The organism is Arthrobacter sp. TMN-50 (assembly GCF_054511125.1).
On record NZ_JBTNDG010000001.1, the window covers coordinates 566,047 to 589,575 of the forward strand.

The 23,529-nt window shown below is 64.4% G+C and carries 23 protein-coding genes; 11 read left to right on the forward strand and 12 right to left on the reverse strand.

Going from position 1 to position 23,529, the window contains the following annotated elements; translation table 11 throughout:
* Positions 1–8 precede the first annotated feature (8 nt).
* Positions 9–722, forward strand: a complete 714-nt coding sequence (locus ACX80A_RS02775) for a GAF and ANTAR domain-containing protein (RefSeq protein WP_459258144.1) — start codon at positions 9–11, stop codon at positions 720–722.
* Positions 723–1,231: 509 nt separating this feature from the next.
* Here the strand turns inward: ACX80A_RS02775 and ACX80A_RS02780 are convergent.
* Complete coding sequence (locus tag ACX80A_RS02780) at positions 1,232–2,134, reverse strand: alpha/beta hydrolase (RefSeq protein ID WP_459258145.1); 903 nt, start codon at positions 2,132–2,134, stop codon at positions 1,232–1,234.
* Between the two features lie 140 nt (positions 2,135–2,274).
* Between ACX80A_RS02780 and ACX80A_RS02785 the strand changes: the two genes are divergently transcribed.
* From ACX80A_RS02785 to ACX80A_RS02800, 4 genes are all read left to right on the forward strand, one after another.
* Positions 2,275–2,907, forward strand: a complete 633-nt coding sequence (locus ACX80A_RS02785) for a putative glycolipid-binding domain-containing protein (protein WP_459258146.1) — start codon at positions 2,275–2,277, stop codon at positions 2,905–2,907.
* A gap of 112 nt (positions 2,908–3,019) precedes the next feature.
* Positions 3,020–3,661 (forward strand): trimeric intracellular cation channel family protein, encoded by a 642-nt coding sequence (locus ACX80A_RS02790; protein ID WP_459258147.1) that lies wholly within the window; start codon positions 3,020–3,022, stop codon positions 3,659–3,661.
* 59 nt (positions 3,662–3,720) lie between these two features.
* Positions 3,721–4,149 carry a hypothetical protein gene (locus ACX80A_RS02795; RefSeq protein ID WP_459258148.1) on the forward strand — a complete coding sequence of 143 codons (429 nt, stop codon included), beginning with the start codon at positions 3,721–3,723 and terminating at the stop codon, positions 4,147–4,149.
* The gene (locus tag ACX80A_RS02800; RefSeq protein WP_459258149.1) at positions 4,146–4,616 is read left to right on the forward strand and encodes an HIT family protein; all 471 of its coding nucleotides are present in this window, start codon (positions 4,146–4,148) and stop codon (positions 4,614–4,616) included. The genes ACX80A_RS02795 and ACX80A_RS02800 overlap by 4 nt, the downstream gene beginning before the upstream one ends.
* 196 nt (positions 4,617–4,812) lie before the next feature.
* On the opposite strand, the gene ACX80A_RS02805 is transcribed toward ACX80A_RS02800, so the two are convergent.
* From ACX80A_RS02805 to ACX80A_RS02815, 3 genes are read right to left on the reverse strand one after another with little or no spacing between them, the layout of a single operon-like run.
* A complete protein-coding gene (locus ACX80A_RS02805) occupies positions 4,813–5,916 on the reverse strand; it encodes a polyprenyl synthetase family protein (RefSeq protein ID WP_459258150.1) in 1,104 nt (367 codons plus the stop codon).
* Positions 5,917–5,925: 9 nt separating this feature from the next.
* A complete protein-coding gene (locus tag ACX80A_RS02810; RefSeq protein ID WP_459258151.1) occupies positions 5,926–7,242 on the reverse strand; it encodes a geranylgeranyl reductase family protein in 1,317 nt (438 codons plus the stop codon).
* On the reverse strand, positions 7,243–8,001 hold the full coding sequence (locus ACX80A_RS02815; RefSeq protein ID WP_459258152.1) for a demethylmenaquinone methyltransferase: 759 nt from the start codon (positions 7,999–8,001) through the stop codon (positions 7,243–7,245). It abuts the gene before it with no gap.
* 84 nt (positions 8,002–8,085) lie between these two features.
* Here ACX80A_RS02815 and ACX80A_RS02820 point away from each other — a divergent pair, with 84 nt between their 5' ends.
* From ACX80A_RS02820 to ACX80A_RS02840, 5 genes are all read left to right on the forward strand, one after another.
* Positions 8,086–9,426 (forward strand): isochorismate synthase, encoded by a 1,341-nt coding sequence (locus ACX80A_RS02820; protein ID WP_459258153.1) that lies wholly within the window; start codon positions 8,086–8,088, stop codon positions 9,424–9,426.
* A gap of 130 nt (positions 9,427–9,556) precedes the next feature.
* Complete coding sequence (locus tag ACX80A_RS02825; protein WP_459258154.1) at positions 9,557–10,351, forward strand: transporter substrate-binding domain-containing protein; 795 nt, start codon at positions 9,557–9,559, stop codon at positions 10,349–10,351.
* A gap of 75 nt (positions 10,352–10,426) precedes the next feature.
* A complete protein-coding gene (locus ACX80A_RS02830) occupies positions 10,427–11,212 on the forward strand; it encodes an amino acid ABC transporter permease (RefSeq protein ID WP_459258155.1) in 786 nt (261 codons plus the stop codon).
* Positions 11,209–11,973, forward strand: coding sequence for an amino acid ABC transporter ATP-binding protein (locus ACX80A_RS02835; protein ID WP_459258156.1), 765 nt, complete (start codon positions 11,209–11,211; stop codon positions 11,971–11,973). Before ACX80A_RS02830 ends, ACX80A_RS02835 begins: the two co-directional genes overlap by 4 nt.
* Positions 11,974–12,034: 61 nt before the next feature.
* Complete coding sequence (locus ACX80A_RS02840) at positions 12,035–13,447, forward strand: D-alanyl-D-alanine carboxypeptidase family protein (protein WP_459258157.1); 1,413 nt, start codon at positions 12,035–12,037, stop codon at positions 13,445–13,447.
* Positions 13,448–13,519: 72 nt separating this feature from the next.
* Here ACX80A_RS02840 and menD read toward each other — a convergent pair whose 3' ends face one another.
* From menD to ACX80A_RS02860, 4 genes are all read right to left on the reverse strand, one after another.
* Positions 13,520–15,175: a 2-succinyl-5-enolpyruvyl-6-hydroxy-3-cyclohexene-1-carboxylic-acid synthase gene (menD, locus tag ACX80A_RS02845; protein ID WP_459258158.1), complete on the reverse strand. Its 1,656-nt coding sequence runs from the start codon at positions 15,173–15,175 to the stop codon at positions 13,520–13,522.
* Positions 15,176–15,256: 81 nt separating this feature from the next.
* Positions 15,257–17,416, reverse strand: coding sequence for a PhoX family protein (locus ACX80A_RS02850; RefSeq protein WP_459258159.1), 2,160 nt, complete (start codon positions 17,414–17,416; stop codon positions 15,257–15,259).
* A 153-nt stretch (positions 17,417–17,569) separates the two neighbouring features.
* On the reverse strand, positions 17,570–18,562 hold the full coding sequence (locus tag ACX80A_RS02855) for an o-succinylbenzoate synthase (RefSeq protein WP_459258160.1): 993 nt from the start codon (positions 18,560–18,562) through the stop codon (positions 17,570–17,572).
* Positions 18,563–18,606: 44 nt separating this feature from the next.
* Positions 18,607–19,287: a hypothetical protein gene (locus ACX80A_RS02860; protein WP_459258161.1), complete on the reverse strand. Its 681-nt coding sequence runs from the start codon at positions 19,285–19,287 to the stop codon at positions 18,607–18,609.
* Between the two features lie 93 nt (positions 19,288–19,380).
* Between ACX80A_RS02860 and ACX80A_RS02865 the strand changes: the two genes are divergently transcribed.
* On the forward strand, positions 19,381–20,292 hold the full coding sequence (locus ACX80A_RS02865; RefSeq protein ID WP_459258162.1) for a phosphatase PAP2 family protein: 912 nt from the start codon (positions 19,381–19,383) through the stop codon (positions 20,290–20,292).
* Here ACX80A_RS02865 and ACX80A_RS02870 read toward each other — a convergent pair.
* The 4 genes from ACX80A_RS02870 to ACX80A_RS02885 all read right to left on the reverse strand — a co-directional run bounded on the left by ACX80A_RS02870 (position 20,289) and on the right by ACX80A_RS02885 (position 23,511).
* Positions 20,289–21,527, reverse strand: a complete 1,239-nt coding sequence (locus tag ACX80A_RS02870; protein ID WP_459258163.1) for an MFS transporter — start codon at positions 21,525–21,527, stop codon at positions 20,289–20,291. The two genes, ACX80A_RS02865 and ACX80A_RS02870, sit on opposite strands and share 4 nt — an antisense overlap.
* Before the next feature lie 71 nt (positions 21,528–21,598).
* Positions 21,599–22,036, reverse strand: coding sequence for a hypothetical protein (locus ACX80A_RS02875; RefSeq protein WP_459258164.1), 438 nt, complete (start codon positions 22,034–22,036; stop codon positions 21,599–21,601).
* Entirely contained in the window at positions 22,033–22,494 is a 462-nt protein-coding gene (locus ACX80A_RS02880) for a cupredoxin domain-containing protein (RefSeq protein ID WP_459258165.1), read from the reverse strand. Before ACX80A_RS02880 ends, ACX80A_RS02875 begins: the two co-directional genes overlap by 4 nt.
* Before the next feature lie 129 nt (positions 22,495–22,623).
* Positions 22,624–23,511, reverse strand: coding sequence for an MBL fold metallo-hydrolase (locus ACX80A_RS02885; RefSeq protein WP_459258166.1), 888 nt, complete (start codon positions 23,509–23,511; stop codon positions 22,624–22,626).
* Between the last annotated feature and the right edge of the window lie 18 nt (positions 23,512–23,529).

Sequence of the window (23,529 nt, forward strand, 5' to 3'; positions counted from 1 at the left end):
CTTTAGTCATGGTTACTTCGACCCGGGCAGAACGCGTGAGCGCTGCTTTCGTAAAGATCGCTGACACGTTGGTCGACGACTACGATGTTCTCGACCTTCTGCATGCCCTGGTCGAGGAATCGATAGCGATCCTCGACGCGTCGGCTGCGGGGCTGCTGCTCGTTGACCAGTATGGCGAACTCCAGGTGCTGGCGTCCACCAGTGAGGAGAGCCAGCTCGTGGAGGTGCTGCAGCGCGAAGCTGGCGCTGGCCCTTGCGTGGAATGTTTCCAGACTGGCGTTGTGGTCACCGTGGACAACATCTCCGAGTTGGGCGATCGTTGGCCCGAATTCAAAGAGGCAGCCCTCTCCCAGGGATTCCTTTCGGTACACGCCATCCCCCTGCGTATCAGGGGGAGGACCATCGGTGCTCTCAATCTCTTCGGGGTGGTCGCTGGAGCCATTTCCAGTGAGGACGCCGCGATTGGCCAGGCACTCGCCGACGTGGCAACGATCAGCATTCTGCAGGAGCGCGCAGTCCGCGAGGCGGGGATGATCAATGATCAGCTCCAACGTGCCCTGACCAGCCGTATCCTCATTGAACAGGCGAAGGGCGTGGTCGCCCAACTTAGTAACGTTGACATGCATGAGTCGTTCACCCGGATCCGCAACCACGCCCGGCAGAATCACCTCACTCTGCATGACACCGCGTCGCGGATCGTCGATCGGTCACTATCGCTGTAGTTTTTACATCATCGCTGTAGTTTTTACATCGTTTTAGTTTTCACCGGGAGTGAGCGGGGCTCGGCGGGTAGGCCCTGAAACGCTTCGTTAACTGAAGTGCGCTGCCAGTCGGCCCGGTGGCTGGGGGGAATACCGGGCCGGCTGACAGCGCAAGTTGTCAGATTGCCGTCAGTGAGTCGATGTACCTAACCGACTTACCGACCGCGGTTTAGCTGCCATATGGTCTCCATCTAAGAGTCGTTTGACTGTCTCAGAACGCATTACTCATATACCTCCCCGAATACCGACGCTTTTGAGGATTAGCTGTACTGCCTTAGCTGGTGAGCTGGAACCGCCCGAGTAAATGAATCTCCACGAGGCTCAGGATCTCTTTGCTTCGAGAGATTATAAAAATGCCCCGTCCGGATACATCCGTGGAATTTCTTTACTCAACACGGTGCCGGGGTCTAGGGCAGTACCCTCATCCTAGTCGGTCGATGGGGTGCCGTCTATGCCTGAGCTGATCTATCTCAAAGCGCAGGTGGGCCAACGATAGTCAGGCGAATGTCCTTGAACACAGCACGCGACTCGGGTAGCCACGGTAGTCCTACGAAAACATGGAAAGCCCCTGGATACCGGTGGAAGGCAACGTCGCCGCCCGCGTCGCTCATCAGGCGGTCGAAGGCCACAGCATCCGCCATGCAGATGTCCCGGTTCCCCTGATACAGCGAGACTGGCGGAAGGGCGGCCAGCGCCTCCGGGGCAGCGAAGACGGGGCTCAGCAGTTGCTCCCGGGTGTTCTCTCCCCCGGCCCACCAGGTGCCCGCCTCAACTGCGCCGGGGACCGCCAGCATCGGGTCCACCCGATCGTACTGGGGGATGTCCGGGTTGGTGCCGGTGATATCCAGCCACGGTGAAAAGAGGATTAGTCGGCCGGGCCGCGGCAAACCGAGCGCGGCAAAGTGTAGTGCCTGGCCTACCGCCAGCCCGCCGCCCGCGGAATCGCCAGCCAAGACGACGTCGTCGGCGTTGGTGGTGCTGAGCACCCCCCGGTATACAGCCGTGAGGTAGTCATATGCTTCCCTGAAGGTATGCTCGGGCGCCAACCGGTACAGCGGCACCGTCACTGTTGCCCCCGTGGCTCTGACCAGCGCTGCGATGATCCACCAGTGGGGGCGGGTAAGTTCGTTGATGTAGGTTCCGCCGTGGGTGTAGATGATGTGCTGCCTCGACGCGCCGGACCGCGGACGCAGGGTGAGCGTGCGGACGCCGTCGACCTCCCGGTCCTCAACAGTGCACAGCCGCCGCAGCGATCGCGTCAACGGTGCGGCGGCTGGATAGCTGCGCTGCAGATACTGCCGGCGCAGCCACTCGGGCGACGAGTAGTGCCTTTTGGTGGACGTCAAGCGCAGGGCCGCGCTGACCAGTCGCATGGGGGCACTTGCCAACGGTGCTCTTGCCGGGCGAAGAGTCGAAGTCATGGGTCTAACCCTGCCACGGACTCGTTCCCACACTTTCACGGCTTCGTCTCCGGAGTCTGGCGCCGATGCGCGCCGCTCCCTAAGGTAAGAGAATGGCACACCCATTGCACACCAGCCTCCAGCACAGCTGGCAGGGCGAGGACGACCCCGGCCGACTCGACACGGCAACAATCAATCTAGAGGCCGACCGGCTCACTGCCCACGGCACCTCAAGGACAGCTGACTACGCAGTCAGCTGGGCGCTCGCGACGGCGTCAGACTGGGTGAGTCACCGGCTCACCGTGACCGTCCACGGGCAGGGCTGGAGCCGCCACCTCGAGCTCGTGAGATCGGACGAGGGTGTCTGGTCCAGTGAGACTCTCAGTTCCGGGGACGCTGACCTTCCCGAGCCGGGCATTTCCGACCCCGTTGGACTGGCGGGTGCCCTTGATTGCGATCTCGGACTGTGCCCTGTGACCAATACGATGCCGATCCTTCGGCTCAACCTGGTCTCCGGTGACGGTGCCCCGGTCGATGAAACCGAGCTGACCATGGCGTGGGTTGAGGTGCCGAGCCTGCGGGTAATCCCGAGCACCCAGGTCTACCGTCTCGTGCGGACTGCGCGGGAGGACAGCCCCGCCATTGTGTTGTACAGCTCGGGGAACGGCGGCCTCACCACCGAACTGACCGTCGACGACGATGGCGTGGTATTGGACTATCCGGGGCTGGCACGGCGGATCCTCTAGAGTCCGCCCGGGCGGCCGTCCGTCGGTAGCTAACATTGGGTAAAATCATGCTGGCCGGGATGCCTCTCGCGCAGACCACAGCCCTATGCAAGCCCGGACGGCGAGGATCCCCATGATTAACGCAGTGGACGTTGCCCTGATGATCGATCTGCTTGGGGTCTTCTTCTTCGCCGTTTCTGGATCCCTGCTTGCGGCCCGCAAGGGCTTCGACCTGGTGGGATCGCTGCTGCTGGCTTCCCTGGCCGGGTTGGGTGGCGGTGTGGCCCGGGACCTGATTATCGACACCGTTCCGGCAGCGTTCTCCGACCCTGCCTACCTGATTCCGCCAGTGCTTGCGACCCTGCTGGTGTATTTCCTGTTCTCCGGTGTGGAGCGGGTGAGCAACCTCCTGGTAATTTTCGACGCGGCGGGCCTGGGCCTGTTCTGCATCACCGGCACGGTGAAAGCCCTCGAATTTGGTCTTCACCCGGTGGCAGGCATCCTGCTGGGGGTGACCACGGCCGTGGGCGGTGGGCTGCTGCGCGACGTGGTGGCCAATGAGGTACCGCAGCTCTTTGATCCACGGGATATTTACGCGCTACCGGCGATGCTTGGGGCCGGGCTGACCACCCTGCTGGTGAGTAACGGGTGGTTCAACGTGGTGACCGGCGCCGTCGTCGCTACCCTGGTGTTCATGCTGAGGGTCCTCGCCTGGCGCTTCAGTTGGCGCGCCCCGCTGGCGGTCCTGGGCTGGAAGCGGACCGGGACGGCGTAGCCCAAGCCGCGGCGGGGGCTAGGATGGTGGTATCCCCCAACCCCAGCCTGGAGTTCCAATTGACTGAGCTATTCCTGGACAAATTCCGTGCGCTGGTTCCGGCGTACTTCGATGACCAGTGGTCGGCGGAAGATGGCTTGTCGAAGGAGGAACTCCAGGACCTGATGGATGGTCAGGACTTTGACCTTCCACTCGCCCTGCGCGACTTCTACCTTGCGGTCGGTGCTGTCGAGGACATCATGGAGGCCTACCACTTTTTTTGGGATCCCGATGAGCTGACCGTCGAGGACGGGCACCTGCTGTTCCTCGAGGACGAAGAGGAAAAGTACACCTGGGGAATCCGCGTGGACCAGTTGGATGTCCCGGATCCCATCATCTGGCGGCGTAACAATGCCCGGGGCACCTGGAAAAGCGAAGAGGGCACGTTCAGTGAGTACGTCCTCGACATGTTCGAGTGGGTGTTCGAAGAAGACACGGACGAAGAGTGACCGGTTGGGTGGGGCACGCGCCTGAAGGTTACCAGTGCCCCTTCTGTGACCTCGCCTCCGGCGAGTTCCGCGTGCCCAGCAACCTCTGTCGTCCCGGCGATGTGGTCTACGCCGACGATTTGGTGCTGGCGTTTATCGCCTCGCATGGTTTCGACCCGCGCCCCGGCCACGTGCTGGTGACACCGCGGGCCCACTTCGAGCTGCTGTATGAACTGCCCGACGACGTCGCCGCCCGCATCATGACCGTCACCCGTGACATGGCGGTAGCCATCAAACGGGCGTGGTCTCCGGACGGCATTTCCACCCGCCAGCACAACGAACCGGCCGGCAGCCAGCACGTGTGGCACTACCACCAGCACGTCCTCCCCCGCTGGCACGATGACGGCTTCTACTTCACTCCAAAGCGGCCCATTGTCGATCCGACGGAGCGGGCCAGGAAAGCAGCAGAACTGCGCGCCGTCCTGTAAGCCCGCCGAGGTCCGGGTTCGCCTGCAGGTTTAGCCGGGTGAAGTACTGCTCCAGGTGGGACGGCGAACGCACCCGAATCCGGCCAGCGCCGCAGATTACTGCGAACGCGGCAGGTATATGTGGGGCGTTTGCCGGAATGTGGGGCGTTTGCCGGGTGGGTGCGTTCGCCGGGTGGAAGCGGAGGCTCGGTGCGGCCTAAACGTCCCGGGTCACCACGGCCTGGGCAAAAGCGGTCAACGCCTCTTTGACGGTGCTCTCCGGGAGTGGCTCGAGGGCGGCGACGGCGTCGTCGGCCCACTGCTGAGCGACCGCCCAGGCGTCCTGCGTTGACGGATGGGCGCTGACGGCGGCGACTGCGTCAGCCAGCGCCTCGTCGGAAGTGAGGTCACCATCGACCAGATCAATCACTGCAACAGCTGAGGCGTCCCCTGCGGCCGCCGCCTGCCGGATCAGGAGAATCGGCAGGGTTGGCACGCCTTCGCGAAGGTCGGTCCCGGGCGACTTGCCGGAGGTGACCTTCACGCCGGTAACGTCGATGACGTCGTCGGCAAGCTGAAAGGCCACTCCAACCTTCTCGCCGTAGGAGAGCATCACATCGATCGCCGACTGCGGTGCCTTACCGAACAGCGCGCCGAGCTGGCCCGACGCCGCGACCAGTGAACCGGTCTTGTCGGCGATAACTGACAGGTAGTGCTCCACCGCGTTCTCGTCGGCGCGGGGCCCCACTGTCTCATGCAACTGGCCCAGGCAGAGCCGTTCAAAAGTGCGTGCCTGGATGCCCAGCGCCCGACCTCCCAGTTCAGACACGAGAATGGACGCGCGGGCGAAAATCAGGTCCCCGGTCAGGATGGCGACGGAGTTACCCCACACCTCATGAGCCGTCGGCGCACCACGGCGGTATGGTGCGGAGTCCATGACGTCGTCGTGATAGAGCGTGGCGAGGTGGGTCAGTTCGACGACGACGGCGGCCTGCACCACCTCGGGGCGACTGGAGTCGCCGAGGTGCGAGGCGAGAATAGTCAGCAGTGGCCGGATCCGTTTGCCGCCCGCTTCCACCAGGTGACGGCTGGTGGCGTCGGCGAGGGGATCGGAGCTGGCGATCGCTTCCCGCAACTGCTTCTCCACCTTGGCCAGGCAGGTGGACACCGCCGGACCCAGCTCGGGATCCTCGGCGATCAGGGCGAACCCGGGAGGCAGCCGGAGGCCGGTGGCAATGGCACCGGTGGCAGTGTCGAGCTCGACGCCGTCGGAGCGTGGATGTCCAGCGCTGGTCCAGCCGGGGTTAGCAGATTCTGTCACTGTCCAAGACTAACTAGTAGAGCGCACGGAGCTGGTATGAGTCCGTGTGCGTGGATGAGATTGGTTGCTGACGGCGGGCACCAGCTGCTCCAGCAGGTGAATGACGCGATCCTCGAAGCCTTTACCGCCAGTATCGGTCAGGTTGGCGAGCATCCGTACCACAAAACGCATCAGGACCGGGATGGGCATGCCGGTCCTGAGCGCGAGTCGCAGGATCGCTGGCTTGCCGATCAGCTGGGCAAAGATCGTTCCGAGAGTGAAATGGCTGCCCCAGAGACCCCGTAGGTGCGGGGCATATCCGGCCAGCACCTGGTCGCGGCCCAGCGGGGAACTCACCCGCTCGGCGCTGACGATAAACTCGGCAGCGTACCGCGCCGATTCCATGGCGTAGGAAATGCCCTCCCCGTTGAACGGCGAAACCATCCCGCCGGCGTCGCCGAGCAGCAGCATTCCCGGACTGTAGTGCGGCGTCCGGTTAAACCCCATCGGCAGCGCGGCGCCACGAATCTCGCCGACCTGCTGCTCTGGGACGAACCCCCATTCGGCGGGCATTCCGGCGGTCCAGTCACGCAAGACCTGCTTGTAGTCGAGCTTGCCGAACTCGGCCGAGGAATTGAGGATGCCCAGGCCCACATTGGAGGTGCCGTCCCCGACGCCGAAGACCCAGCCATAGCCCGGCAGCGGCTTGCCGGTGGCGTCGGGCAATTCAAGCCACCCCTCCATCCACGGGTCCTCGTGGCGCGGGCTGGTGAAGTAGGTGCGCACCGCGACGCCGAGCGGGCGGTCGTCACGCTTGGCCAAGCCGAGACTGACGGCGGTGCGGGTCGAGTTGCCGTCGGCGGCAAGGATGGTGTCGGCATGAAACTGCCGGGTCTGACCCGTTTTGCGCCCCGCCGGATCAAGGATATTGACGACGACGCCGGTCACCCGGCCGGCGTCGTCCCGGATCGCTGAGCTCACCGAATGCCCCTCAAGAATGACGGCGCCCGCCGACCGGGCGTGCTCGGCAAGTTCCTGATCGAACCCGATGCGGGTACGGACCAAGCCGTAATCGGGAAAGTCGGTCAGGTCCGGCCAGGGCACCTCAACAGTGCGTCCCCCGGCTTTAAGCCGCAGTCCGACGTTGCGGCGCCATCCCGTCGATTCCTCATGAGGCAACCCGAGCAGCCGGATTTCGCGAACTGCTCGCGGCGTAAATCCGTCGCCGCAGACTTTCTCGCGTGGAAATATAGACTTCTCGACGACGGTGACGTCCACGCCAGCGCGCGCCAAGTAGTAGGCGGCGGTGGAGCCGGCGGGGCCGGCCCCGACGATCAGTACCGACACCTAGTTGACTGACCGTGTGCTGCGGCGTCGCAGACGGACCTGGGCTGGTGTGGCATCGTTCGCGCTGACAGGCTTGGTGGCACGGTGGATTGCGACGATCCCACCGTTGAGGTTACGGTAGGCAACGTTTTCCCAGCCCGCGTCGGTGAGCCAGCCGGCGAGTGAGTCCTGATCCGGCCAGGCCCTGATCGACTCGGCCAGGTAGACATAGGCGGTCGGGTTGGAACTGACCTTCGTGGCGATGGCCGGAAGGGCCCGCATGAGGTATTCGGTGTACATGGTGCGCCACAGCGGAACGGTCGGTTGGGAGAACTCGGCGATCACCAATTTGCCGCCGGGCTTGGTGACCCGCAGCATCTCCGCGAGGGCCTGCTGTGGGCGGTGCACGTTGCGCAGGCCGAAGGAAATGGTCGATGCGTCGAAGGAGTCGTCGGCGAACGGAAGGTCAGTGGCGTCGCCGGCGATGAAATCGATGTCCGGGCGGCGCCGTTTGCCGACGCGCAACATGCCTAGGGAGAAGTCGCAGGCCACCACGTACACGCCATTGTCTGCGTAGGGTTCGCTGGAGGTGCCGGTCCCGGCCGCCAGATCGAGAACCTTCTGGCCCTTCAGCGCACCGACTGCATCCACCACGATGCGTCGCCAGCGGTGGGTCTGTCCGAGGGACAGGACGTCGTTGACGACGTCGTATTTGGGCGCCACGTCGTCAAACATGGCTGCTACTTCTTCGGGACGCTTTTCCAGAGAGGCACGGTTCACCCTTGTATTGTCTCAAACAATTCACTGGTCCCGAATCGGGCCACCCGACGGCGCTGCCGCCGCGCAAGAGTAGGCTTGGAAATCATGAGCACCCCGTCCCCCCTCGCGGTCGCGCCGCCACTGACACCAGCGCGCGGCCTCCGCAGCATCACCATTCCCCGGGGACAGCTTGACGACACTACCGGGCTGCTCGACTATGTGGCACGGAACGACATTCACACCTGGGTCCGGCGCGGAGACGGTCTTGTGGCCTTCGGCGAATGCGCCCGGTTCACGGCAGCGGGGCCCAACCGATTCATCGATGCCCAGGAATGGTGGCGCACTCAGCTTCTGGACGCGGACACGATCAATCCGCTGGCTGTTCCCGGTTCGGGGCTGGTGGCCTTCGGCTCGTTCGCCTTCTCCAAGACGTCCCGGCACCTGTCCCGGCTGATCGTGCCACGCGTGGTGGTCGGCTGCCGCGACGGCCACAGCTGGTTGACCTATATCACTGACGACGAGCAGTCCGAGGTGAGCGCCGACGCCGCTGAGGCGGCCCTGGCCGAATACCTTGACGAGACCGCCGTTGAACGCGAACCGAACCCCGCGGACCGGCTCGCTCCAGGCATCCTCTCGGAAGAGCAGTGGATGATGGCGGTGAAACAGGGCGTCGAGCACATCCGGACCGGTGAGCTGAGCAAACTGGTGCTCGCCCGTGACGTGGTGGCCGAACTCGGTTCACCGGTGGCGACAGCCCAGGTGCTGCGCGAGCTAGCGGTCAGGTATTCGGACTGCTGGACGTACTCGGTGGACGGGCTGATCGGTTCGACACCGGAGATGTTGATCAAGGTGGAAAACTCGACAGCGCGGGCCAGGGTCCTGGCCGGAACGCTGGACCGGGCAAATGCCCCGGCCGACGACCCAGACTACGCCCAACGGGTGCTCGCTGGCTCGGAGAAGCAGTTGCACGAGCACCAGATTGCTATTGACTCTCTGACCCAGCAGCTCGAACCGTTCACCAGCACCATGACCTCGCACAGCGAGCCGTTCGTCCTGGAACTCCCCAACGTATGGCATCTGGCCTCCGATGTGACGGCGCAGCTGGAACCGGGCGACGACGGCAACGTGCCGACGTCGCTGGCCCTGGTCGGCGCGCTGCATCCGACGGCGGCCGTCTGCGGCACCCCGACCACTGTGGCGGGCGCCCTGATCCGGGAACTTGAGCATCTGGAGCGGGGACCCTACGCGGGACCGGTCGGCTGGGTGGATGCCCGCGGAAACGGAGAGTGGGGTATCGCGTTGCGTGGCGCGGTAATCGAAAGTCCCACTCGGGTGCGGATGTACGCGGGGTGCGGGATCGTCGCCGCCTCGAATGCGAAGGCCGAGCTGGCGGAATCGTGGAGTAAGTTCAGGCCCATGATCGAGGCCCTGGGGATCCGGCGGTAGCATCGCCTGCCGGTCGCAACCAACTACACCCTGTTGATTACCAATACGCAATACCTGTAGCCTGTGATGCACATCTCGATTCAGCTAGAATTTGATACGAAGTTTTCCCGTCCACCAAAGAGGTATTTGCATGTTCGCCAAGCGCTCGACAGTTCCCAAGACCCTTGCCATCGCAGCGATCGGCGCACTGGCGCTCAGTGCCTGCGGTGGTTCCGACGAGCCAGCGGCCGACGATTCCGGGCTCACCCTGATTTCCGATGGCGCCCTCACCGTGTGCTCGGACATCCCCTACGCACCGTTCGAATATGAAGAAGATGGCGAGTACGTCGGTTTCGATATGGACGTCATGCGAGCCATCGCCACCGGGATGGACCTCGAGCTTGAGGTGGTGGACGTCGGATTCGACGGTCTCGCCAGCGGCGCGGTCCTCGCCGCGGGCCAGTGCGATGTCGGCGCCAGCGCCATCACCATCACCGAGGAACGCGCCGCGAACCTGGGCTTCTCCGAGCCGTACTACGATTCCCTGCAGTCACTGCTGGTGCCCACTGACTCCGATGTCGCTTCGATCGACGACCTGGCCGGCGAGTCGGTAGGAGTCCAGGCTGGCACCACCGGCGAGACGTACACCCGTGAGAACGTTCCAGCTGACACTGAGGTAGTGGCCTTCCCAAGCGACGCCGAGCTATACGCGGCACTTCAGGCCGGCAATGTTGCAGCCATTCTCCAGGACCTCCCGGTCAACCTGAATCACACCGAAGACGGCACCTACACCATCGCCGAAGAGTTCGAGACCGACGAGCAGTACGGCTTCGCAATGAAGAAGGAGGGCAGCGAGGAACTTCTCGCTGCGGTTAACGAACAGCTTGCCGAATTGCGGGACAACGGCGAGTACGACGAGATCTACAACACCTACTTCACGGAGTAGAAACCCTGGTCCGGAACCCGTCGCGATCCTGACGGGTTCCGGACCGAAAGTCTCCTGACAACGATTGGCTTCCTCTTGAAACGCTCAACCCGCAGACGCCTGACCCGCGGCGCCCTGTACGCGGTCTTTATCCTCGCGGTCGTCGTCGTCGTGTCGCTCGCCGACTGGACCGCGATCCGCACCTACTTCTTCGATTTCGACATTGCTGCCGAGTCGTTCCCCGACATCATCCTGGTAGCGGCGAAGAACACTATCCTGTACACGGCTATCGCATTCATCGGCGGCTTGATTGTTGGCCTAATCCTGGCCCTGATGAAGCTGTCACCGGTGCTGCCTTACCGCTGGTTGGCGACCGCCTACATTGAGCTTTTCCGCGGCCTGCCAGCACTGCTGGTGATCTTCGGTTTTGCGTTCGCTGTGCCGATTGCGTTCGGGTGGCGGCCACCGGGCGGCAGCGCTGGAGCTGGCCTGATCGCGTTGATCCTTGTCTCCTCCGCCTATATTGCCGAAACCATCAGGGCCGGGATCGAGGCTGTTCCTCCGGGGCAGGTGGAAGCCGCACGGTCGCTCGGGATGCGGCCCTCCTGGACCATGATCTCGGTGGTCCTCCCCCAGGCGTTTAGGATCATTACCCCGCCGCTGACCAATGAGCTGGTGATCCTGATCAAGGACACATCTCTGCTGTTCATTGCGGGCATGGCCCTGGGCGACCGGGAACTGACCACCTTCGCCCGCGACATGGTATCCGCCTCCGGCAACGCTACACCGCTGGTGCTGGCGGCACTGATGTACCTGATCATCACCCTGCCGTTGACCCAGCTGGTGTCCAAGCTCGAACGACATAACAAGAGAGGGCGGTGAGCGCGGTGACTGAAGCAGCGCTCCGCAAGGAGGTGCCGGCCATCGAGGTCCGCAACCTACACAAAAGCTTCGGCGAGAACGAGGTCCTCAAAGGAATCGACTTTCATGTGGACCAGGGGGAGGTGGTCTGCGTCATTGGCCCGTCTGGTTCGGGCAAGTCGACCCTCCTGCGTTGCGTCAACCGCCTGGAGGAACCCACCAGCGGCACCATTGTGGTGGAGGGCGTTGACATCACCGACGGCGAGACCGACCTGGATCAGGTTCGTACCCGGATCGGTATGGTGTTTCAGCAGTTCAACCTCTTCCCTCACCTCAATGTGACCCGCAATCTGACGCTCGCGCAGATTCGGGCGAAAAAACGTAAGAAGGGCGACGCCGAAGAAATCGCCCTGCGCAACCTCGCCAAGGTGGGTCTCGCCGAAAAGGCTACGGCCTTCCCTACACAGCTATCCGGTGGGCAACAGCAGCGCGTGGCGATCGCCCGCGCACTGTCAATGGACCCGGACATGATGCTGTTTGACGAACCCACCAGCGCGCTCGACCCCGAGTTGGTGGGAGACGTGCTCGATGTGATGAAGCAGCTGGCCAAGGACGGCATGACCATGATGGTGGTCACCCACGAGATGGGCTTTGCCCGTGAGGTCGGGGACCGGGTCGTGTTCATGGATGGCGGAGTGGTTGTTGAACAAGGCACGCCCGACGAGGTCCTCGGCAATCCGCAGCACGCACGCACCAAAGAATTCCTCTCCAAGGTCCTCTAGCGGCAGAGTGGGGCACATGGGACGATAGTTCCACCAGATCCACCAACCCGCGGGAATCCTCATGTCCTCCTCTACCCGGGCCGAGCGGCTTCGCGCGCGCCTAGCCTGCGTCATCGTCCTGTGCTGTGCGCTGCTGGGCGGGTTGCTCACCGACCAACCCGCGACCGCTGCCGTTCCCGTGAGTGACCCGAACAGCTATCACGTGCTGGTCACCAAATCCCGCCCACTGAACCCGCTCAACTACGTTGCACCGGATCTGACGTACTACCCGGGCACCAACTATGTGCTGCGGCGCGCCGTCTCGGCGAATCTGCAAAGCCTCTTCGCAGCCGCCCGCAACGCCGGGGCGCCGTTGAGTGTGGTGAGCGCCTACCGTTCCTACAGTGAACAGGCAGCCCTGTACAACTACTACGTGTCCCTCTACGGGCAGGCTGTGGCCGATACCCTCTCGGCGCGGCCCGGGCACAGCGAGCATCAGACGGGGCTCGCCGTCGACGTCGGTAATGCTGACGGCTCGTGCGGGCTCGGCTCCTGCTTCGGGGACACTCCCGGCGGTCGGTGGGTGGCCGCCAATGCACACAAGTACGGTTTCATCGTTCGCTACCCTGCCGGCTACCAGTCGACTACCGGGTACACCTATGAGCCGTGGCACCTACGCTATGTTGGCCAGTCCCTCGCCACCGAGATGAAGACCCGCGGCATCCCGACGCTCGAGCACTATTTCAACGGCTCCAACCCAACCATCAAAAGCGCAACCAGTCTCACCGCGGTCGATTCCTCTGGTGTGCTGTGGACCTACCCGACCAACTGGTCCGGCGGGTTCCACTCGCGTTCCCGGGTGGGCAGTGGGTGGGGTGGGTTGAAGGCGGGCTTCGCCACCGATTGGAACGCCGACGGGGTCCAAGACATCCTGGCCCAGTGGCAGGATGGCAAACTGACCCTATACCGCGGATTGCGCGCGGGCGGGTTCCGGCCGCCCATCACGATTGGCAGCGGATGGGGTGGCCACGAGATTACCGTCGGCACCTGGTGGCGTGGAAGCCGTTATCCGTCGGTGGTGACTAGAGATGGCGCCGGCCGCCTCTGGCACTATGCCAACAACGCCGGTGGGACCCTCTCGTCGACGGCGCGGGGGCAGATCGGTTCGGGCTGGCAGAATCTACGGCTGACGCTGGCGGATTTCGACCGGGACGGCAACCAAGACGTCCTGGCAACCCGCACCAACAGGGAACTGGTGCTCTACCGCTCGGACGGCAAGGCACGGTTCATCGCCGAAAATCGACGAACCATCGGCTCCGGATGGCACAACATTGACGGCGCCCGAGCCGTCTCGGGCTTCCAGGGCCCAGGAACCTACGGACTGACCGGTCGGACCAGTTCCGGCGCGCTCAAGCACTATCCGATCACCAGGAACGGCTGGGGTGGCTCCTTCACCATCGGCACGGGATGGCAGAATTACCGGATTTTCCGGTAGGGCTCAGCTGCTTTCCCCGACCCTTCCCTCCGGGTGTTCGCGCTAGAGGACCCTTTCCTCCGGGTGTCCGCGCTAGAGAACCCGGGCGATGCGCGCCCGGATTGAGGCGTGTAAGGTACGCAGCCCCGATCGGTCGGCGCGGACCTCGACGACCGAGCGTCCCCGAATGGGCCTCGCCAGTGCGGCATCGAGGTCCGCCGCCGAAATGACGTGCTGGTAGCTGACCCCGTAACCACGGGCCAATGCGCCAAGATCGGCTGTCTGGGGGGTGCCGAACAATCGCTCGACGGCGGCGCCGTGGCGCCCGATGTTTCCGTCCTCGCCGTGTTCCAACAAGCCAAAAATGCCGCCGCCGGCGTCGTTGAGCACCACCACCTGCAGGTCAGCCTCGTCCTCGCCTGGCCCTAGCAGCAAACCCCCGGCGTCGTGCAGGAAGGTTAGATCCCCCACCAGGAGGCGCGTGGGGATACCCGTTGCGAGCGCTATCCCGGAGGCGGTGGAAATAGTCCCGTCGATCCCTGCGAGGCCCCGGTTGGCGTACACCTCCAACGGGTGCCAGCCCGGGGACGCCATCAGATCGGCGTCGCGAATGGGATTGGAGGATCCCAGTACCAGGTTGCCGTCGGTGGCCTCCCAGACGGCGTCGGCCACCTGCGGCCCATTCAGCGAGGTGCTCTCCGCGAGCAGCGAACGTAGTGCGGCGTCGGCGCGTGAACCGGCCTGCTGCCACCGTTCCAGCCAGCCGGGCTCGCCCTGACCGGCAAACCGCAGCAGCTCCGGAAGAGTCTCAATGATGCGTTCCCGCCGTCGACCCGCTTCGAACCAGGCCACCGGGCCCGGAAGGTAGAGCGCCTGCTCCACATCCGGCCGAGCCAGCAGCGCGGCAACAGGGCGGGAGAGGGTGGGGCGACCAAACACGACCACCCGCTCGACGTCGGACCCCAGGTGTTCTAACAGCAGCCGGTACTGAGCCACTGCGTTTGGGCCAAAGCGGGCGTTGGACGAGGGCTCAGCGAGCAGCGGAAGGTTGAGATGCTGGGCGAAAACCGCTGCCAGCTCGCCGGCGCCGTGACCTGCCACGACGACGGTTCGGGCAATCGTGGTGGGCGTTGCTGCGGAGAGGGCATCCGGACGCAAGGTGGCGGCAGCCGGTTCGCTGGCGGGCTGCGCGACGGGTGCGAAGGCTGTGGCGGCTGGGTCGGGGATCAGGGGGTCGCGGAACGCGAGATTCAGCTGGACCGGACCGCGGGGACCGGAGAGCGCCTCCGCGAGCGCTCCGGCCACGAATGCCGAGGGGTCGGCGCCGGCCGGGACGTCGAGCGCGCATCTGACATGCGAGCCATAGAGGCCCACCTGATTGGTGGTCTGGTTGGCGCCGCTCCCCCGCAGTTCCTCTGGGCGGTCGGCGGACAACACCACCAGCGGCACCGCGGCGTGGTTGGCTTCCATCACCGCCGGCAGTAGTTCACCTGCGGCGGTGCCCGACGTCGTCAGAACCGCGGCGGGCCCCTGCGACCCCAGCGCCAGACCGAGCGCGGTGAAGCCTCCCACCCGTTCGTCGATGCGCACATGCAGCCGCACTGCGCCGACGGCTTCAGCCTCCGCGAGGGCGTACGCCAGCGGGGCGCTGCGCGACCCCGGAGCGACGACGACATGGCGCACGCCAGCGGCGGTCAGCGCAGCGACGGTCAGCCGGGCGGCATCGATGGAGTTCAGCTGCTCGTTCACGCCTCCATCCTCACACAATCCGGCCGGGCCCCGGCGCGCCCGGTCCAGCCCGGCCGGTTATTGGGTGGGGTAGGAGTCGCCCTACGCTTTCGCGTCCCTGCCGCCGCGGTTGTCATCGTCGCGCGACTTTCCGCGGCCTCGGCCTCGGCCTCGGCGCCCATTGTTGCCTGGGAAGACCTGCACCACTGATGGCCGCGGCACTGCTGCATCTCCCCGGCGCGGTTCGCTGCCTTCTGCCACATAGTCGGGGAAGAGCGAGGTCTGGTTTCCCCAGACCCCGTCCTCACCCGGGTGTTGGACAGCGACGAAGACGTGGCGATCCTTATCCTTGATGATTGGCCCGCAGGTTTCGCCGTCCCGAGGCACCGCCAGGAACTGCTCTACCTTGCCGCGTTCCTCACCCTCAAGCGTGACCTGGAACAAGCCGTCGCAGTAGCCGATAGTGCCGGGCTGCCCATCAGTGGAAATCCAAAGGTTGCCCACCGAGTCGAAGGCCAAATTGTCCGGGCACGAGATGGGTGAGACCTTGTCTGCCGGGAAGCCACTGAAGTAAACGGTGGGGTCTTTGGCCGGGTCTCCGCAGACCATCAAAAGGTTCCAGGTGAACCGGGCTGACGTTTGATCGCCGCCGTTCTCGGATATCTCGACCACATGGCCAGCCCGGTTGGCGGTTCGTGGGTTCGCCTCGTCGGCAGGTGAGTTAGCGCCGACGCCGCGGTTGGTGTTGTTGGTGCAGGCAACGTAGACCTTGCCGGTGCGTGGGTTGGGCTCGACGTCCTCGGCCCGGTCCATTTTGGTGGGCCCCACCTTATCGGCTGCCAGGCGCGTGTAGACGGCCACTTCCGCCGCGCTCATCCCCGCCACTGCCGACTCGTTGTTGATGATCAGCGGCAGCCACTCGCCGACGCCGTCGAACGATCCGTCGGTCGGCACCCTGCCCGACCCGTCGATCTCAACTGTCGAATTGCCCTGGAACCTTGCCACATAGAGTGACCCCTCGGAGAGCAGGGACATGTTCTTCCGCCGAGCGGCGGGCGTGCCGGAGGTATCCATCCGGTTTTTGGAAACGAACTTGTAGAGATAGTCGAACCGCTCGTCGTCGCCGGAGTAGGCGACCACCCTGCCGTCTCCGGCCACGATCACATTGGCACCCTCGTGCTTGAAACGGCCCAGCATCGAGTGCTTCTTCGGCGTCGAGTTGCTATCGAAGGGGTCCACCTCAACGATGTAGCCGAAGCGGTTCGTTTCATTCTGGTACCCCGGGTTGCGGGTGTCCAGCCGAGGCTCGTCGAGCTCCCAACCGCGGGCTGTTGGCTTCGCGGTGAGCCCGTAACGGCGGTCCGAGGCACTGGTTCCCGGGCTGACAAAGTACCCGTTGAAGTTTTCCTCACCGGACAGGATGGTCCCCCAGGGCGTGGTGCCGCCAGCGCAGTTCCCGAGGGTTCCAAGAATGGTGCGGCCCGCGGGATCGTCAATGGTTTTGACCAGATCGGATCCAGCTGCGGGGCCGGTCAGTTCATAGGGTGTGTCCAGGAGGAAACGGCGGTTCAGTGGAGCACCCTGAACATACTTCCAGGGCTTTGACGCGTTCTGCCGTTCCAACTCGACGACTGTCAGCCCGTGCGCGGCGCGGCCGATACCTCGCACCTCGGCGGCGGGCGTGGTAGGTGGCACCATGATGGACTCGTTGGTGTACTCGTGATTGACGAACATCACGGCCCGTCGCCCTTTACTGCCGGGCAGGTCCAGGATGTCCGTGTAATCGCAGTTGTAACCAAATTGCAGTTGCTGTGCAGCCGCGGACTGGTTGAATACATCGAATGCAGGGGAATTGCGGAACAGCGGGTCTCCCCAGCGGATAACTGGCTGCCAGGTGAAGCCCTTCGGCACCGTAAAGTCATCGACCAGCGCATCCACCGGACGGATCGGCGTGAACTTGAGGTTGCTACGGGGCCCGCGCTTCTGCACGGCGACGGCGGGTGCCAGCTGAGGGCCGGCCGGCTGCAACTGGGTGCTTGTCTGCCCCCCAACCATAAGGGCCAATGCCCCAACCGCTCCGACACCGAGTACGTTCCGTCGGGAAAACTCGGTTGAGACAATGTCCCGAAAATAGCTGTTATCGGTGGTGTTGCAGACCGCCGACGCGCAGGCGTTGTCACATTTCAACGCGCAGGTCACAGCACTGCGCTTTCCGTTGGTGTGGCCAAGCATGGGCAGAAAACGCTTCTTAATGTCACTCATGGGGTGCCTTCCAGCAGTGGAACAGGGTTAGCCGCTCCCACACTGGCAAGCTCAGGCAAATTCCACGGGTCTCCAAGGTGACGAAAGGGTGAACTTCCTCCCCCGCTCCGCCGAGCCGCGGGCCACCTGCCGACTTCGGCCCCGCCGAGACATCTAGGGACAGCCGAGGATCCCCCCTACGCGATCCAGCCGGTCCAGCCACCAGGCAGTGCGCTGGGGGTCGGCGGCATGCCGTTCCAGCAGTTCCTCGGACACTTGCACCTGCCCTACCGGCAGCCAGCCGCCGTCGGGCACCAATGGGTTCGCTGTCACGTCACCGCGCATAAGCGACACTGTGCCCAACCCGCAGGCATAGGGCAGGTCAGGGAGGGCTGCCGCAAGAGCCACGCCAGCGCCGATCCCTACTGACGTATCGAGGGCCGAGCTGACGACGGCGGGAAGCCCGGCCTGCGCGACGATGTCGATAGCCCGCCGCACACCGCCGAGGGGTGCCGCCTTGATCACCAGGAGATCGGCAGCGTCTTCCCGTGCGACGCGAAGCGGATCGGTTTCCTTGCGGACTGATTCGTCGGCGGCGATCAAGACCGGGATACCACGACGGCGCAGCTCGAGCCGGACCTCCCGAAGCCCGTCAACCGCCATCACCGGTTGCTCAGCATATTCGAGGGTGTGTTCGGCGAGCAGCGTCAGCGCCGTCACTGCTTGCGGAACCGTCCATCCGCCGTTCGCGTCCACCCGCAGTCCGGCATCCGGCAGCACGCGTCGGACCTCGGCGACGCGTGCCAAATCGTCGGCGAGCGTCTGGCCGCGCTCCGCAACCTTCACCTTCACGGCCGTGGCTGGACCGAACCGCGTCAGGATGGACTCGACGTCGGCTGCAGGGACGGCAGGAACGGTCGCGTTGACTGCCACCCGGGTACGCAGAGCAGGAGGGAAGCCCTCCCAGCCCGCTTCGATAGCTGCGTGCAACCATGGTGCTGCCTCGGCGTCGACGTACTCAGGGAAGGGGCTGAACTCGCCCCAGCCCGCTGACCCGTGAATCAGCAAGGCCTCGCGATGCAGCACGCCGCGAAACTTGACCCGCATGGGAATAGACACCACTTTCGCGGCGGAACGAAGCTCGGCGCTGGAGGGAAGGGTGCTCACTCGTTTAGGGTACCGGCCCGTCGCCGGGGTGCCCGGCCCATTAATCAGGGAACCGGCCGGAGCGCCGACTGGACGATGACCGTGTTCGGCCCATACTCGGCGTCGTAGTGTTCCTGAAGAGTGCCGTCGTCGTACATGGCTGTGACAACGAGGTATCCGTTGGACACAGTGGAGCCTACGATCGTGGGTCCTGCGGCGTCGAACAGCTCGATCTGTAGTCGCTCGAGGTCGGCCTGGTCGCCCGGACCAGGGCTGGCTGGATCCAGTCTCGGATCCAGGTCTGCGATCGGGTCGTAGAGCGAAAGCGGCGTGGCGACGCCAGTCCAGGTGAAGGCAGTGCCGTCCCAGGTGCCCTGCATGGCGTAGGCGCCCCACGTCACTCCGGAAGCGGTTTCCTCCTGGTTCACCCTGCCCCAGTCCCAGTTGAGCAGGTCAGGCCCAGAGCATTGAGGCGGGTAGGACTCCGCAACACCGCCCAGACATAGTTGGGGCAGCGAATCACCCTGCTGCAGGACGGTTCCCTGCGCCAGCACCTCCCCTGCCGCAGCTATGCCGCCGGGCGTCGTAGAAGGGGTGGGCGACGAGTCCGGCCCCGTTGAACCAGAAGAACTGGGAGAATCGGGGGCCGACGGTGCCGAAGCGGGAACCCCGACCGCGCCGCACGCTGACAGCACCGCCGCGGCCGTAGCCAGGGCCGCCGACAGAAACACAGCATGCCGTCTCATGAACTAATTGTCCCGGGTCAGTGGGCGGCCGTGAGCCCGGCAAGATCACGATTGGATTGCAGAAGGGCGACGCCGATGTGAAAGTCTTGCAGGGTGAGCCCACAGAAATCCGCGAACTCGACGGCGCGGCGATTCCCTGCCGCACGCAACCCAGCCCTGTTCCTGCTGGGTTCGCTGCTATGCGCCGTGGCTCTGGTCTGGACCTACTGGGCTTTCGTAAGAACGAGCACGGGTCAATTCGCTGACGAATCGGCGTGGCGTGAAGCTGGCTTTGCCGCCCCGGACACGCAGGAGCCCTTCCTGCAGTTCCTGGATAGCCTGCCCACACTCTCAGTGCTGATCGCCGCCGCAGTCATCCTTTTCGTCACCCTGCGCAGGCAGCGTTGGTCGGCCGCAGTCATCGCCCTCGGAACCATTGCCGGTGCCAATCTCACCACCCAGGTCCTCAAGAACCTGCTGTTCGACCGACCCGACCGTGGGGTCCCGACCCTTGACTTCAACTCACTGCCATCCGGTCATACGACCCTCGCCGCATCGGCGGCGGCGGCAATTTTTCTGGTGGTGACGCCACGTTGGCGGCCCCTGGCGGCCGCGGCTGGTGGTGGCTACTCGGTGGCTGCGGGCGCCGCCACCTTCCTCAACCTGTGGCACCGTCCGGCCGACGTCATCGCCGCATTCCTCGTAGTGGGCGTCTGGACCCTGCTGGGCGGACTGCTGATTATGCGGTTCGGCAACGCCTGGAATGTATGGAGCGGCTTCGGCGAGCACTGGGCAGCCTCAAAACTCTGGCTGACATTGTGCTGGGCAGCGGGGGTTGCCGGTCTGGCGCTTGGTATGATCCTCTACCTGTACGTCCAACTCATTGGTCCCGCCCCCGTACCGGGAACCGCACAGATCCCCTTGTTCTTCTGGTCCGGACTATCGATGATCCTGGGCGTGGGATTTACTCTCAGCGGCGCTGCTGGCTGCCTTTTCGCTCATCAGGCACGACGGCGCGAGCTCTAGTTCCGGGCGGTCGACGTCGACGATGTTGGCTCGCGCGGCGGAACCCAGAACCACAGGACCGCGGCTGCCACCAAGCCCAGGCCACCGGCCGTCCAGATTCCCGCCGAGAGCGTGGCGACGGCGGTTACCGCCGCAAGGACTCCTGGACCCGACATGGTGCCAATATCGCTAAGGAGGCGCCAGATTCCCAGGAATTGTGGCCGTCCCGGACTCGGCGAGAAGTCAGCTCCGAGGGTCATCACGATGCCAGACCCGATCCCATTACCGAACCCGATCAGCAAGGCAACCAGCAGCAGCCCCACCGCGTCTGCGGTGAACGGCAACAAGATCAGGGCTACCCCCATAATCAGCATGGAGGGTACTGCGATCCACCGGCGTCCCTTGACGTCCATGAGCTTGCCTGCGGGGTAGAAAATCAGCATGTCGATGGCACCGGACAGGCCGTAAATCAAGGCGGTGGTGGTGACGTCGAGACCAATATCCTGCGCCCAGAGCGGCAGCACCGCCTGCCGCGTGGCCCGGGTAGCAGCAATCAACACCACCCCGAGTCCCACGGTGGTGAGAATCCTCTGGTGGGAGCGCAGGATTGACCTTACGGTAGGTCTCGTCGGCGGCTCATCGACCGTCCCCTGGACGACGCCGGATCGGGTCATGGCAACCCTTCCAGAGGCGGCCAATTTGGGGACTGCACTGCTCAGTACCGCTGCAGCCAGGGCAGCCCCCGCCCCCACCCAATAAGCGCCGGCCAACCCGGCAAAGCTCATCACCAGGGCGGCAGCGAAGGGTCCGATGAAAACCCCAATCCGCGTCACACCACCCAGCGTAGACAGCGCCCGGGCCCGAAAATGGATGGGCACCACCTCGGTGAGGTAGCTTTGGCGGGCCAGACCGAACACGGCGCCCGCCATCCCGACCATGAAGATAGCCGCCGCAAACACTGAGAGGGTGGGGGCAACCAGCCCCAACACCATGGCCGCGGAGCACCACAGGGACGCACCTACCAGGGCCCGGCGTTCGCCGAACCTGGTGGCGATGAGGGTGGCTGGCACATTGGTGACCAGCGAGCCGATCCCGGTCAGGGTGATGACGAGGGCTGCCGTAGCAACATCTGCCCCGAGACCGCGGGCGGAAAGCGCTATCACCGGGAGGGTTGCACCGGTCGCCATCCCGTACAGCAAGGATGGCCCGTAAGCCCCGACCGCTATCGACGTGAGGTTAAACTGTTCCGGCGGCACGCCTCCACCTTAGCCACCGGGCGGAGCGCGGTCGGGCCGGCACCAGCGTACCGACCCAACAGTCAGGACCGTTAGCCCCTCCTGGTGCGTCGTCCCACCAGAATCACGCCGACGACGGCAAGCACACCTGCAATGCCTTCGGCGACGGCGCTGAGCGCTTTGTCGAAGAACCAGATGGGCTCATACATCGCCGGGATGGGCCCGATCGCCGGCAACTGGATGTATACGGACGACACGACGGCGGCGAACGCCGACAGCGCGACCAGAGCGGCAATCAGGTAGGAGAGCCGGCTACCGCGGATCAGCACATAGAGGGCCGCGAGGATCGCCGCCCCCGCCTGAATGCGGAACAAGTTGCCACCGCCGATTCCCCCAGGGAAGGCCTGCTGGTAGGTGGCGGCCAGCTGGAAGTGGACGAAGGCGTCGATAGCGAGCCCGACGGCGATTGCCACCCTCAGCAACACGAGCGACCGTCCATTGCGGGCCCGGGCGCTGACCGGGTTACTCATCCTTCAACGACCAGCGTGCCGACCATTGCTGGGTGGTAGGTGCAGATGAACGAATAGTCTCCGGGCTCATCAGGGGCGGTAAAGGTGACCGTCTCATTGGGGCCGAACACGGAGTCGAACATTCCCTCTTCGTCAGAGGTCACCGTGTGCGCCGCCGAATCGTTGTTAATGACCGTCACTTCGGCGCCCGGGGCCACTGGACCGGAGATTTCATATTTAAAGTCGGTGATCGTGATGGTGACCTCTTCGGCGGCCGCTTCGGGCTCCTCGGATGCACTCTCCTCGGTTGTAGCTTCGGTTGGGGCTTCGCTGGTCTCCTCCGCCTCGTCCGCCGGGGTGGTGATGGAGGTTTCCGGCTCAGGGGCCGGGCTGCCGGAATCCTCCGACGCGCCACAACCGGCAACTCCAACCAGTGCTCCGGCCAGAAGTACTCCCAAAATGCTCTTACGGATATCCATGATTAGCCTTTCCAACAAGATCCCGATCGGGGCCGTTCTCCAAAGCCCCGGGCACTGACAGCACCATGATCCTCTTCATTATGAGGTTCGTCACGGGCGACCTCACGGATGGCCCGGTAGCGGCCCCGGTCAGGGGGTGGCACCTTGATGCCACTTCCAATGCGCCAACGTGCGGAGGCGGATCAGGAGCGCCCGCGACTGTTCGGGACCGTAGGGCAGGATCGGGATGGCCTTGGTCATGTCTACTGACGCCTCGTCCATGGCCATCTTGGTCACACGCACCGCGGTCCGCATCTTGTAAAGCTGGGCGGTTACAAACTCGACCCCGACGGGGGTGCCGTGGCCGGGGACAAAAACGTCGTAAAGATCCTCCAGAGCGACGATCTTCCCCAGAGTTCGGATCCAGTCAGCCGGGTAGGAGTCGGCGAATCCGGGGTCGCCGCCCTCTTCGACCAGATCGCCGGTGAACAGCACATTGCCAGCACCAACCAGGAGATCGTGATCGGTGTGGCCCCGGCCCAGGTGAAATAGGGTGACCGAGATACCCCCCAGATCGAGGTCGATCGGGCCGCTCTCGACAATACGGTTTGCGGGGTGGATGGAGGTGTGGGGACCGGCGTCGGAGGCCATGGCCGGCTCGCGTTCAGCGGTGAGAGGGCGCAGGCGCTCACCGGTCTCCGCGAGATCCTCGGCGCAGCGCGCGGTGGCCCAGATGTCGTCGACACCGCGGGCCGCGAAGTAGGCATTGCCGAATGCATGGTTGAAATGAGAGTGAGTGTTCACCGCTGTCACCGGCAGGGTGGTCAGCTCCCGCACTGCCTCGAGGATGGCTGCCGCCTGCGCCGGACCAGCTCCGGTGTCAATGACCAGGGCTCGCTCGGTGCCTACCACCAGCCCGGCGTTGATGCCATGTCCGGGGGCGCGCAGGATCCACGTCTGCGGCCCAATTTCCTGCCAACGGGACACAGTGCCCACTGGTTCGGTGCCGACTGGTTCGGTTTTTGCTGCTGGCGTCATAGACATTGATTCCTCTCG

What these genes read in the sequence shown, in the direction of transcription:
- ACX80A_RS02775 (WP_459258144.1), top strand. Translation starts at nt 9, where the DNA reads ATGGTTACTTCGACCCGGGCAGAACGCGTGAGCGCTGCTTTCGTAAAG.
- ACX80A_RS02780 (WP_459258145.1), bottom strand. Translation starts at nt 2,134, where the DNA reads ATGCGACTGGTCAGCGCGGCCCTGCGCTTGACGTCCACCAAAAGGCAC.
- ACX80A_RS02785 (WP_459258146.1), top strand. Translation starts at nt 2,275, where the DNA reads ATGGCACACCCATTGCACACCAGCCTCCAGCACAGCTGGCAGGGCGAG.
- ACX80A_RS02790 (WP_459258147.1), top strand. Translation starts at nt 3,020, where the DNA reads ATGATTAACGCAGTGGACGTTGCCCTGATGATCGATCTGCTTGGGGTC.
- ACX80A_RS02820 (WP_459258153.1), top strand. Translation starts at nt 8,086, where the DNA reads ATGAGCACCCCGTCCCCCCTCGCGGTCGCGCCGCCACTGACACCAGCG.
- ACX80A_RS02825 (WP_459258154.1), top strand. Translation starts at nt 9,557, where the DNA reads ATGTTCGCCAAGCGCTCGACAGTTCCCAAGACCCTTGCCATCGCAGCG.
- ACX80A_RS02840 (WP_459258157.1), top strand. Translation starts at nt 12,035, where the DNA reads ATGTCCTCCTCTACCCGGGCCGAGCGGCTTCGCGCGCGCCTAGCCTGC.
- ACX80A_RS02850 (WP_459258159.1), bottom strand. Translation starts at nt 17,416, where the DNA reads ATGAGTGACATTAAGAAGCGTTTTCTGCCCATGCTTGGCCACACCAAC.
- ACX80A_RS02860 (WP_459258161.1), bottom strand. Translation starts at nt 19,287, where the DNA reads ATGAGACGGCATGCTGTGTTTCTGTCGGCGGCCCTGGCTACGGCCGCG.
- ACX80A_RS02875 (WP_459258164.1), bottom strand. Translation starts at nt 22,036, where the DNA reads ATGAGTAACCCGGTCAGCGCCCGGGCCCGCAATGGACGGTCGCTCGTG.
- ACX80A_RS02880 (WP_459258165.1), bottom strand. Translation starts at nt 22,494, where the DNA reads ATGGATATCCGTAAGAGCATTTTGGGAGTACTTCTGGCCGGAGCACTG.
- ACX80A_RS02885 (WP_459258166.1), bottom strand. Translation starts at nt 23,511, where the DNA reads ATGACGCCAGCAGCAAAAACCGAACCAGTCGGCACCGAACCAGTGGGC.